Source organism: Amycolatopsis sp. NPDC004378, assembly GCF_053602455.1.
Map to the genome: position 1 here is coordinate 627,762 of NZ_JBSGDR010000001.1, position 12,592 is coordinate 640,353.

The 12,592-nt window shown below is 69.6% G+C and carries 4 protein-coding genes; all 4 read right to left on the reverse strand.

Annotated features, from left to right (window positions below):
- Positions 1 to 3: 3 nt before the first annotated feature.
- The 4 genes from ACWEN0_RS03095 to rsmI all read right to left on the reverse strand — a co-directional run bounded on the left by ACWEN0_RS03095 (position 4) and on the right by rsmI (position 12,532).
- Positions 4 to 489: a DUF4259 domain-containing protein gene (locus ACWEN0_RS03095; RefSeq protein ID WP_451968426.1), complete on the reverse strand. Its 486-nt coding sequence runs from the start codon at positions 487 to 489 to the stop codon at positions 4 to 6.
- An 18-nt stretch (positions 490 to 507) separates the two neighbouring features.
- Positions 508 to 7,290 (reverse strand): RHS repeat-associated core domain-containing protein, encoded by a 6,783-nt coding sequence (locus ACWEN0_RS03100; protein ID WP_451968428.1) that lies wholly within the window; start codon positions 7,288 to 7,290, stop codon positions 508 to 510.
- A 37-nt stretch (positions 7,291 to 7,327) separates the two neighbouring features.
- Positions 7,328 to 11,479 (reverse strand): LamG-like jellyroll fold domain-containing protein, encoded by a 4,152-nt coding sequence (locus tag ACWEN0_RS03105; RefSeq protein ID WP_451968430.1) that lies wholly within the window; start codon positions 11,477 to 11,479, stop codon positions 7,328 to 7,330.
- A 201-nt stretch (positions 11,480 to 11,680) separates the two neighbouring features.
- The gene (gene rsmI / locus ACWEN0_RS03110) at positions 11,681 to 12,532 is read right to left on the reverse strand and encodes a 16S rRNA (cytidine(1402)-2'-O)-methyltransferase (RefSeq protein WP_451968432.1); all 852 of its coding nucleotides are present in this window, start codon (positions 12,530 to 12,532) and stop codon (positions 11,681 to 11,683) included.
- Between the last annotated feature and the right edge of the window lie 60 nt (positions 12,533 to 12,592).

Genomic DNA, 12,592 nt, shown 5'->3' on the forward strand with positions numbered 1-12,592 from the left:
TCGTCAGCGACCGTCCGGGCCAAGTATCGCACGCATACGGTCGATCGTGCTCTGCATTCGCGCCCTGTCATCCTGATCGACCCAGCTTTCCCACCACCAATTTCCGGGCGAAAAGGTTGTTTCCAGTGCACCATAGGCACGAGACCGCAACTGCTCGGCATCGCCTTGCGGGAGCCATTCAGCCAGTCCTGATACCTCATCTTTCCAGGGCAGGTCCGTCTCAGCAGATAGATTCGCCACGACGACTGCCACACTGGCCAAGATCTCGTCGGGAAGCACTTCTTCGCCCTCAGGTCGATTCACTGCCACATCGAAGATGCGTTCCAGCTCAACGAGACGATCTGACACAGCCAGCTCTTCGAGTTGCTCAAGCAGATCTTGAGCGGCATCACTGCCGAAGGGCCCGTCACCCCACGTTCCCATTGCTCTCCGTTCACATGCCACCCACGAAGTGGCGATCTGAAATCGACGCGCGAAGAGTACCACCACTTCGCCTCGTCCGCCCGCCTACGGAAAGTAGCCGCCGGTCGGCAGATGAATTTCGGGGTCGCGCCGGTTGAGCAGCTTGGCACCCAATTCTTTAAAGCCGTCCATGACGGTTTGCTCGATACGACGAGCCGTGGTCGACTTCACGCCATTCTGCAGAGTCATCCAGGTGACGTTTGTGACATCCGCCAGGCTGTAACCCTTCGACCCCACTGCATGACTCGGACTCATGGACGCGGCGACTCGGCCCCGGATATTCCTGGTGGACATGCCTACGTACTTGCTGCCATCGGCGAGATGGATCGTGTACACGCCGGGTTTTTCGGGAACATTGAACTTCTCCGCCGGCCCGCAGTTGTGGGTGAGGATCGCGACCGCGCCGGCGACGATGTAGAAGTCATGCACGGCGTCCACGGTCAGGTCGTAGACATCATTGTTCTGGCTGAAGTGCTTGACCTCCGCGACGACCGCGACATTGCCGTCCGATGTGCGGAAGTGTTCACCGGCGACCAGGTCGCCCGCGACGATCCAGTTGCCGGCCTCTTCCACCCAGAACGGGTGCCAATCCGTCGCGACGATCGAGCCGGTCTGGCCGCCCGACTGCACGGTGATCTCCGTCCGCGGCGGTTCGTTGCCGTGGACATCCGTTCCGACCACGCGGTGCGGCTCGGTCTTGCCCGTTTCGGTGTCGGTCGTCAGAACGACATCGCCGATCTTCACCTGCTCGATCGGCTTGGTCGTGCCGTCCGCGAGGACCACCGTGGTGCCCGCGATCAAGCTGCAGGCGTCCGCCGCCTTGCTCTCCGCGGCTCCAGCCGCTTCGGCGCCCTTCGCCTCCTCGGCCCCGTGCGCAACTTCCGATACCGCATGCTCGGCATCCGAAGCCGCATTTGCGGCCTTGTCCGCATCGACCAACACCTTCTCCGTGTCGACGATGACCTTCTCGGCCTTCTCCACCTCCTTGCCGAAGGTGATCAGCGCCTTCGCGCCCTTCCAGAAGTCCGCGATGATCTCGCCGGCCTTGAGGATCTTGCCCCACGGGATGAAGTTGATGACCGTTCGGACGCACGCGCCGAACGCGCCCTGCGTCACGCAGTCCTTGATGTCGTCCCAGCCGATCAGGCCCTTGATCAGCTCGCCTGCCGCGTCGACGAAGACGTCCCACTTGGACTTCTTCACCACCGCTTGGGCGTCCTTGTACGCCGCCGTGTTGACGTTGTGCGCTGCCAGGTAGGCGTCGCGGGCGTCCTTGCCGCTGTGGTGGTCGATCTCCTGCTGCGTGTGGTGGCCCACCACGTTGCAGCTCGAGTTCCACGAACAACCCTCCGCCTGCGGGGTGTTCGCGTTGCACAGCAAGCCGTCCGAGCCCATCGAATAGCAAGCCGACAAGCCTGACGGGTCGGATTCCGTTGCCGGTGCGTTGTTCGCGTACGCGTACGCGTTCAACGTCTGGGGCAGGTCCGGTGTCAGCACCGGGTCCGTCTTCGTGAACCGGCCCGTTGCCGGGTCGTAGTCGCGGGCTCCCAGGTGGGTCAGGCCCGTGGTGTCCTGGTAGCCGCCCACGAAACCGTGCTTGTCCGGCCACGTCGACGTCTGGGCGCGGACGTTGCCGAACGGGTCCGTGTAGCGCTGCGTCGGCTGCAACGTTCCCTGCGTGATCGACAGGCCGTTCGTGCCGTGCAGGTCGCCCAGCATCCAGCGCAGGCCCGACGTTCCCACGCGCTCGGCCACCTGCGTGCCGCCGTGCGCGTAGTAGCGGATCGCCGTCGCGGCGTGGGTGCCCGCGGTCTGGAAGATCTCCAGGTCGCCGATCGACAGGGTCGCGCCCGTCGGGTCGTGGGCGATCAGGCGGTTGCCGTCCGCGTCGTAGACGTACGTGCTCGTCCCCGACGGGTCCGTCTCCTGCGCCGTGTGGCCTTCCGCGTCGTACGTGTACGTCTGCGTGTTGCCGCCGACGTCGCGGGTCTTCACCGAGCCCGCTTCGTCGTACGTGTAGCCCGTCGTCGACGTGCCGTTCGGGCCCGCCGCGTTCGTGCCCTGCAGTGCGTGCGGGCGGACCGCCGTCGCGCCCGATGCCGGGTACGTGTAGTTCGTCGTGACGTCGCCGGCCGCCTTGTGCTCGACCTGGGTCTTGCGGTTGCCCGTCTTGTCGAACGTGTACGTGTTCCAGTACGGCGCGGCCCCGCCCAGCGCGGACGCCGACTTCGCCGTGCCGCAGTCACCCGACGACGGCGTCCACGCGTCCGTCATCCGCTGCAGGTAGTCGTAGTCGAAGCACTGGATGTCGGCCGTCGCGCCGGCGGGCGTGTCCGCGATCTTGCGGACGTTGCCCGCCGGGTCGTAGGTGTACGTCCGCTTGGTCAGCTCGGGACCCACCTGGGTCTCGCGGCTCACCGTCGTGGTCTGCGGCCGCCGGGTGACCTGGTCGTACGTCTGCGTCACGCCGACGTTCGCCACCGACGTCGCGCTGTCCAGCTGCAGCGTCGACATCTCGTTGAGCGACGTGTAGCCGGTCGAGGAGACCAGGTCCGTGCGCGCGCCCGTCGTCGAGTCGAGCGCGTACGTCGTCGCGGGCAGGCCCAGGTCGGTGTAGGTGTGGACGACGTGCTCCTGATGGAGGTTGCCCGCCGCCGGGCTCACCGTCTCCGAGACCGCCCCGGTCGCCGAGTACTTCGTGGAGAACTCGTACGTCCCCTTGAGCGCGTCTTCCTTCGCGGGGATGTCCACGGCCGTCTTGGTCGGCCGGCTGAACGCGTCGTAGGCGACGACGCGGTTCGTGTAGCCGTCCGTGCCGTCCCAGCGGGTCGAGGACGCCGGCAGCCCGAGCCCGTGCAGCAGCGTGTCGTAGGTCCACGACGCCAGCTTCGGGCCGGTCTCCGAGCCCTGGTTCTCCTGGATCTTCCGGCCGAGCGTGTCGTAGGTGTAGACGAGCGTCTGGTTCCGGGCGTCCGTGGTCGTCTTGAGCTGCCCGGCCTGGTCGTAGGTGTAGGTCGAGCGCCCGGCGTCGGGGTCGTTCTGCTCGATCTTGCGGCCGCGCAGGTCGTACTTCGTCGACCAGACGTTGCCCGAGGAGTCCTGGACCGACGTCTGCGCGCCGGCCGCGTTGTACGCGTACTTCGTGACGTCGGCGGGGTTCGCGCCGCCCGGCGTGTAGCCGTTGGTGTACTGCAGCCGCTGGACGGTCTGCCCCTGGGCGTCGGTGACCACTGTGGACGGTGAGCCGCCCGCGGGCGGGATCGTCGTGGTCCGCTCGCCGTCGTAGCGGGTGGTCGTGCGCCACTGTTCGGCGCCCTTGGACATCAGGATGGACGCCGTCGGCCGCGCCCGGCGGTCGTACTCGGTGACGGTCTGCGCCATCACGTCGTTGTCGGCGGCGCCGACGAGCGTCGCGTTCGGCCCCGACGCGTCGTTGTAGAACGGCGCGTTCGTCTTGAACTGCAGGCCGCGCGAGTCGTACAGGGTGTCGGCGATGATCCGGCCGCCGCCCTGCGCCGGGACCTGCGTCTGGCGGGTCCGGCCGAGCTTGTCGTAGATCGTGTACGAGTCGGTGTAGGAACCGGTGTCCTGCAACGTCTTCGTGCGCACGTAGATCGGGCCGGTCTGGCTCTCCCCGTACTCGAAGGTCGCGCTCGCCGGCTGGCTCCGGGTCCGGCCCGGGTTCCAGACCGAGACCTTCCGGCCCAGCGCGTCGTAGTCGATGTCCGTCGTGACGCTGTTGACGTCGCTGGACGTCGTCGGGTTGCCGCGCGCGGGCTCGAGCGTCGTGGTCGACGTCCAGCCGAGCGGGTTGGTCGTCTTGACCTGGGTGACCGGGGCGCCGGTGAACTCGGTCTTGGTCAGGTTGCCGAAGACGTCCCGCGCCTCGGTTTCGCGGCCCAGGTCGTCATAGACGTTCTTCGCGGTGGCGACGTAGTGCTTGCCGGCCGCGTCCCAGGTGTCGAGGGTGTCCTGCTCGGTGATGTCGCCCTTGGTCGGCGGGTCCCCGATGGCCAGGTGGTCGTAGGCCACCTTGACGTCGGTGATGCTGTTCGCCGCGGTCTGGGTGCCGGCGCAGGTGCCGCCGAACATCACGACCTCGCTGGACCGGTCGAACATGCCCGCGGCGTTCGCGACGTACGTCGTGTTGGTGCAGGTGTCGTCGCCGGCGTCCGCCTGGTCGCCGAGGTCCTCGACCTGGGTGGTCATCCCGTTGTCGTTGAACTTCTTGTTCACCTGCGTGCGGCGGTAGGTCTTGCCGTCCGAAAGCAGCGTCCGGCCGCGGACCGACTGGGTGTCGATCATGTAGCCCTTGAGGCGCCCGTCGGCGCTGGTCGCCGTCGGGCCGCGCAGCCACGGGTCGTTGATCGAGGCGGAGTCGACGGTCCTGCCGTCGGCCAGCTTCGTCCGCGACTCGCGCAGGAAGCCCTGCAGCGGGTCGGCGTCGGTGATCGTGCCGTTGTCGGAGTCCGTGACCACCTCGCCGTCCATGCCGCGCAGGTAGAGGGACTCGGTGACGGTCTGCGTCGCGCCCGGTGCGCCGATCGACGTGGTCACGACGTTGTAGCCGCGCCACTGGTTCCAGGTGCGGCGGTCGTCCGGGGTGAACTGGCTGTCGTCGTAGTGCCAGGCCGCGCTGTCGGCCGGGTAGGAGTAGTGCGTCTCGACGGGGATCGCGTCCCCCGGCCCGTCGTCCTCGGTGACGTCGGTGACGACGTACTTGTGGAACCAGTCCAGCACCGGGTCCTTCGACTCGGGCGGGCTCCAGTACGAGGCGAAGCAGCGGTACTTGTCCGTCTGCGGCGACGCGGGCATCTTCGTGCCCGGCACGCAGTCCTCCGCCGAGTAGACCACGGAGATCCGGCTGCCGGTCTCGGTGCGGATCTCCTTGAGCCGGCTGCGGGTGATCGCCGCGTACTTGTCGCCGAGCGTGTCGACGCGGTTCGGGAAGACGTAGCGGTCGAACTCGGTCGGCGGCAACGTGATCGGCGTGGCGCCGGCCTTCCCGGTGTGCGTGATCGAGTTCAGCCACGGCGCGGGCGGGGCGTTGTCCCCCGAGCCCGGGTAGGACTGGACGAGGTCCCACTGGTCGATGTCGTGCGGGGTCGTGCCGGTGAAGTACTGGGTGCGGACCGCCGTCAGGCGCTTGCGGGTGAAGAAGGCGGGCGCGCCGTAGTCGCAGGTCGCGCCCTCGGCGCAGATCTGGTCGAACGGGACGTCCGGCCAGTGCGCCGCGTTCGCCGCCGTGAGCTTCGCCGGGGCGCAGTCGAAGGAGGCGTCCGGGATGCACCGCTCGGCCGTGTCGAACACGACCTGGTTCGTCGGGCCGCTGCCGTAGACGCTGCCGTCCTGCAGGCGCAGGCCGTACTCGACGCGCAGCGGGTAGCCGCCCGCGACGTAGGACGTGCCGGCCGAGGTGACGTTCAGGTTCAGCCCGTAGGAGTTCTTCTCCGGCTGGTAGTAGTAGCTGTTGACGTTGCCGTGCGGGTCGACGGAGTAGTCGAGGTTCCAGCGCCAGCCCTGCTGGCACCAGGAGTGCGCGAAGTCGCCCGCCTTGTAGCAGTCTTCGCCTTCGTTGTTGCCGAACACCGGGACCGTCCACGCGGACTGCGTCTCCGGCTTGCCGCTGGTCCAGCCCGGGAGGTGGTTGAGGCCGAAGTAGTACTGCGTGCCGTCGCCGGTGGTGACGCGCCAGTGCTGGCCGCGGGAGACGCCGTTCGCCGCCCCGGTCAGGAGTTCCACTTTGGACCCGTCGTCGCTCTTGGGCCGCCAGAGCGTGTCGCTGACCTTGATCAGCTGGGTCGACCGGCCGCCGAGGACGAGCGACGCGTTGTCGGGTCCCCAGCACTGGTCGCCGGTCTTCGTCTGGCCGTTGTTGCCGCCCAGGTCTTCGCTGCAGCCCTTGTAGTGGCGCTCGATGAAGCCACCCGGCGTGAAGTCCCAGCCGTCGCCGATCCACGACGCCTGGTTGTTGGTCGCCGACGTCAGGCCGTCGATGCTGCCCGAGGAGTAGCTCAGCGCGAGGTTCGGGGCCGCGCCGTTCGGGGCCTTCGGCGCCGCGAACGGGTAGCTGTAGGAGAAGTCGCCGCCCGAGCCGCCGCCGGACCAGTCCCCGGCCGCCGACAGCGGCATGGCCGTGGTCGACCCCGCGGAGCCGCTCGCCGTCGCCGCGGCGGCCAGCACCTGCGTCCCGCCGGCGGTCGCGACGTCCGCCGTGACCTGCTTCGCCTTGGCGTCGTTGGCCGAACCGGCGATCGGCGTGCGCTTGCGGCACTCCGGCTTGTCCGGTGTGGACAGTGCGCAGGCGGGCAGCGTGAACAGCCGGAGCCGGTCGCTCCAGCCGCCGCCGAAGGCGTTCGCGAAGCCGCTGTAGTCCAGTCCGACGTGCACCGGGCCGTCGGCGGCGCCGGTGACCGAGAGGACGACGCCGTCTAGCCCGAGCGCTTCGGCGGCCTTGTGGTCGGCCACCTTGACATGCACCTTGGCGGGCTTCGCCGCGGCCGCCGCCCGCCCGAGCCGCACCGGGGTGTCGGCGGCGCGCAGCTGCTGCGCGGCGGGCGCCAAGTCGACGTCGGTGTCCTTCGCGGCGGGCCAGACCGGCGGCGTGACGGGCGGCGTGCCGACCTTGATGTCGGGCAGCTTCCCGGCCACCACGGGGTGGACGGGGACGCTCTTGTCCTTCTGCCCCGGCGGCACCGACCAGCCGCCGGGAGCCGCGGCGGGCGCGGCGACGGCCGTTCCGCCCGAGGTGAGCATGACGGCCGCGAGCACCGCCGCGGTGACCCGGGACGACCGGCCCGACCGGGCCCATCTGGCACTTCTGCGCATGACGGATCTGCCTGTTCTGCGAAGTGGGTGGCGAGGGCTAGGGGTGGTCGAGCAAGGCGTCGGCGTTGATGTGCTGCTGGTCGAGCACACCGCTGTAGACCCGGATGCCGCGGAGGTCGCCGTACCAGTAGTCGGTGTCCATGCCCTTGAACCGGCCGCGCCCGAGGAAGAGGTCCTCGAGGTCACTGGCACCGTTCCAGCCGACGACGTTGCCGACGCACTTCTGCGTGTACTGGTAGGCGTCCGTCGTCGCGTTCAGGCACGCCTGGTGCGTGACCGCGTCGTAGGTCCCGGCCAGGTGCGTCCACACGTTCGGCTCCGCGTCCACGCCCGATTCGGCCAGCACGGACACCGGTGTCGTCGGCGTGGACTCCTTCATCCACATCGCCCAGCTCCAGCGCGGGTGCCAGGCGCCGTTCGCGTCCTGGACGCCCCGGTAGCCGAGCAGGTAGGGCGAGTAGCTGGCGCCGTTGGCCCCGAGCGCGGTCCGGCCGGGCTTGTCCACCCCGGCGGGGTCGGACGGGTCCCGCTGCTTCTCCTTGGCCGCGTCCTCGGCGGTCCAGGTCTTCTTCACCCAGGCCTCGACCGTGAAGCTGCGGTCGCTGCGGAGGTTCTGCGGGCGCGGCCCCTCGATCTGGGAGCCCCACTCGAACGGGAAGCGGGCGACGTTCGCGCCGTTGTCGTCGGTCGTCAGCTGGACGTTGCCCGACGGGGTGCCGGTCGCGCCGCTGACGGAGTCGGTCGTCGTGCCGTCGAGCTGGTAGTTCGCCCGCAGCACCGCGGTGTCGGCCAGCCCGGCGACCTCGGCCGCGGGCAGCGCCCGGTCCCAGACCTGGACCTGGTCGATCGATCCCTTGTAGACACCGAGGTCCTGGTCCGCCACCTTGCCGACGGTGAACGGGCCGGTGGCCCGCCACGTCGTGCCGGCGGCGATGGTCACCTCCGCGGCCAGCGCCCCGTCGAGGTAGAACCGTTCCTTCCCGGCCACGGCGTCGTAGGTTCCGGTCACGTGCGTCCACACGCCCGCGTGCGAGGCCACCGGCGCGGCCGCCCACCGCCAGCCGGCGGCGTTCGGGTCGCCGTTGTCGCTGGTGCTCATGCCGATCCCGATGGTCTGGTCGGACATGCTGAGCTGGAAGGCGTTGCCCTTGGTGCCCATCTGGGCGGCCAGCGTGTAGTAGTTCGCGTCCGCCGGCTTGACCCACGCCGAGACGGAGAAGCTCTGCGAGCTGTCGACCACCGGCGCCGACGTCGTGGCGTAGCCGGGTCCCTGGTCGACCAGGCCCTGTCCGCTCCCGTGCCCGACGGCGTCCTCGGTGGCGGACTGCCCCGCCGAGTCCGAATAGCCCTGGCCGTAGGAAAGGTTCTTCAGCGTCAGCGTGTTCTCGGTGCCGGTGGCGTCCCGGGTGTCACCGTCCAATGTGTACTCACGCGCCGCGGACAGGCCCGTCGGGACGCCGTTGGCGCCGTACAGGGTGCCGACCTCCGCCGCGGACAGGGCGCGGCCGAAGACCGCCGCCTCGTCGATCGCGCCCTTCGTCAGGTACGTGCGGACGCCGCCCCACTTCGCGCCGCCGAGCACCAGGGGGCCGGTCACGTTGGCCGCCGTCGCGGACACCGTCTGCTGGAGGGCGCCGTCGACGTACAGCGCGGCGGTGTGCGCGGTCGCGTCGTAGACCCCCGTGAGGTGGGTCCAGGTCCCGGTGGTCGGCGCGGCCGTGGACACGGCCGACGTGACCGCCGGGTTCGCGACGTCCGAGCCGCTCAGGCTGAACGCCCACTTGCCCGTCGACAGGGCCTGCAGTGCGAACCCGCTGGCCTGGTCGCCGTCCTGGGAGAGGACGGTCCGCTGGCCGGTCAGGTCGGCCGCGTTCACCCACGCCGAGACGGAGAACGACTTGGTGGTGTCGACGATCCGGGCCGGCGTCGCGAAGTAGTCGCCGGCCTGCCCGCTGAGCGTCGCCGCCTGGCCGAGCTTGCCGGTGGCGAAGGTGCCGGTGCCGGCACCCGCGTAGCGCAGGCCGGTGACCTGCGAACGGCCGTCGCCTTCGAACTGCCAGGACGCGACCGGGGCCGAGGCGTCCTTCACGAGGAAGGAGTAGTCGACGCGGTTCGACGGCGTCTTCGCCCGGTTGCACGACCACACGCTGAGCACGTGCGCACCCGAGCTGCCGGGCGCGATCGCCGTGGTACCCGGCCCGTTGAGGGCCTTCGGCTTCACCGTTCCGGCCTCGGTGCCGTCGCAGCTGGGCGCGGCCGTGTTGTCCAGGCGCCAGACGTAGTGGTCGACCGGGGCCGCGGTGCCCGCCGCGGTGAAGGTGAAGTCACCGGCGCGGCCGGGACCGCCGCCGTAGGTGCCGGAGGGGTAGGTCTGCGAGGCCACGCCGGGTGCCGCCGGCGCGGTCAGCTCGATCTCGACCTCGCACGGCACCGCCCACGCGGTGTCCTTCCCGTCGGTGGCGTGGACGTCCCACGAGTAGAAGCCGTCGGCGTTCAGCTCGTCCTTGGGCAACGTCGTGACCGCGTTGCGGTTCGCCTGGTTCGCGTCGCTCAGGATGTTGTCCGAGCCGAACTCCCGGCCGTCCCAGCTGTAGTGGCCCGACCCCTGGCTGACGAGTCCCTTGTAGATGCGGAACCGGGCGTCCAGCGCGTAGCCGTCCGGGTCGGAGACGTTGGCGCGGGTGACGTAGCCGGTGCTGGTCGGCCCGAGCACCGGCCGCGAAGCGCCCTGGACGCACGGGAAGGACTGCGTGCCGTTGAAGATGGCGAGGTTCTTCGGCTGGTTCGGCGGCGAGTTGTAGGTCACCGAAAAGCCGACCTGCGGCGAGTAGCGCTTCCACGTCGCCTGGTCGCCTTCGTCCGGTGAGACGATGCCGAAGGTCCACGTCGGCGAGTTGCCGCTGACCGCGCTCGCGATCGTCGACGTGATGTCGAAGCCGGCGTTGGTGGGGCAGCCCACCACCGTCGCGACGGTGTTCCACCACGGCGGCGCGCTGTTGAACGTCATCCCGGCCGAGATCGCGCCGGCCCAGACCACGTTGTTGTTCGCACCGCAGTTGCCGGGGTTGGTCAGGCTCAGGTTCAGCTGCGCGCCGTAGATCTTCTTCCCGGCGAGGCCGCCCAGGTTCATCTCGACGAACGAGCGGGCCGTGACCAGGTGCCCGCTGCAGCTCGAGCGGGTGTCGTAGAAGTAGCCGGCGCGGAGGTTGTCGTCGCTGTCCCACACCGCGTCGCCCGGCGTCTTGTTCGCGCCGCAGGCGTACTGGACGAGGTAGTGGTTGCGGCCGCAGGCCTGGCAGTACATGTCGTGCCAGGTCGGGTCGACGTAGACCGGGTAGACGGTGTCGGCCGCGGTGAGCAGCTTCTGGTCCGGGGTCAGGGTCAGTTTCGTGCCGGCAAGGTCGACACCGACCGTCGCCTGGTGGCCGCCCGGGGCCGGGCCGCGGACGAAGTCGCGACCGTCGGGGTCGAAGCCCGAGGAGTCCCACATGGTCGCGGGCGGCGCGGTGAACTTCTCGTCGCCGGCGGCGTTGCGGACGTGGAGCGTGCCGTCGGCGTCCTTCGTCACCTTGCCGTTCTGCACCGGCAGCCCGAACCCGAGCGTCGCCACGTTCTTCGCCGCCTCGGGCGTCTTGACGACGACGACCTCGTGCACGGTGTCGAGGTCGACCTGGACCCGCAGGTCGACGCCGGGCAGGACCTCGGGGTAGGTCGCGGTGGAGCCGTCGACGACCGGCGCGGGCAGCGCGGCCGGCCAGTCGAACCCGGCCGACGTGCCGTCGCGGGTCAGGCGCAGCAGGGGCTGCGCGCCCACGGCCTTCGCCGCGCGCTGCTTGCCCGCGGAAAGCGTGATGCCGGTCGTCGCGGCCTTGGGGGCGACGACGCCGTCCTTCGCCACCAGCGTGGAATCCGGGGTGACCCAGGCACCGTCCTGCTTGACCTGCACGGGCCGGACGTGGCGGGTGGTGGTGAAGGTGCCGTCCGGGTTGGCGAACGTCTCCGCGGTTTCGGTGGTTTCCCCGGTGACCTGGACGCGTTTGCGGCCCTGGCCCGCGAACCGCGCGGCCGTCGCCTCGTCGGGCGCGGTGTCCGGCACCTGCGCGACGGTGTCGGCCGCGGCGGCCGGCGGGCGCAAAAAGGCCGTGGCGGGAAGGATCCCGAACGCCACGGCCAGCACGAGGAAAAGCACGCCACGTCTGGATCTCAGGCGCGATGCACCCACGAAAGAAGCCACTTGGAGAATCCCCTCACTCCGCAGCCGGACAACCCGCACTGCGCCCAGCAGTACGATTGCCGAAGATCGACTGATCCGGTAGCGGCCGAATGGCTTAATCCGGATCTCACATCGATCACTTACGACAAATCGGACATTTCCGTTCTGTCGTAAGGACTACTTCGCCTGACGGGCAACGAGAACGGCGTCGTAAAGCTCCTTTTTGGACACTCCGGCCGCCGCCGCGACCTCCGCCGCCGCCGACTTCAGGCGCTCCCCCGAGGCCACCCGGTCGGCGACCTCGCCGACGAGGTCCGCCACCGAAACCGACCGGGGCGCCGCGCCTTCCAGCACCACGGTGATCTCCCCGCGCACCCCGTCTGAAGCCCACGAAGCCAGCTCCGCGAGAGAGCCGCGCTTCACCTCTTCGTACGTCTTCGTCAGCTCGCGGCACACGGCGGCGCGCCGAGCGTCACCGAGTACTGAAGCCGCGTCGGACAACAGCGACGCCAGCCGGTGGGGGGATTCGAAGAAGACCGCCGTCCGCGGCTCGTCGCGCAACGACGTGAGCCACCGGGTCCGCTCACCCGGCTTGCGCGGCGCGAAGCCCTCGAAACAAAAGCGGTCACACGGCAAACCGGACAAAGCGAGCGCCGTGGTCACCGCGGACGGCCCGGGCAGGCACGTCACCGGGATGTCCGCGGCGACGCACGCCGACACCAGGCGGAACCCCGGATCGGACACACTGGGCATCCCGGCGTCCGTCACGAGCACGACCGTCTCGCCCGCGTGTAACGATTCGAGCAACTTGGGCAGGCGTGCCGTCTCGACGTCTTCGTAGAAGCTCACCACCCGCCCGCGCGGGGTCACCTCCAGCGCCGAGGCCAGCGAGCGGAACCGCCGGGTGTCCTCCGCCGCGATGACGTCGGCTTCCGCCAGCGCTTCCGCCAGGCGGGGGGAGGCGTCGCGGACGTCGCCGAGCGGCGTCGCCGCCAGGACCAGGCGGCCGGGAGGAACCGGTGAGCTCACCCGCCCAGCCTAGGCTGATCAGCGGATCCGGACGACGCACGCCCTGCCCCGCCCGTAGGA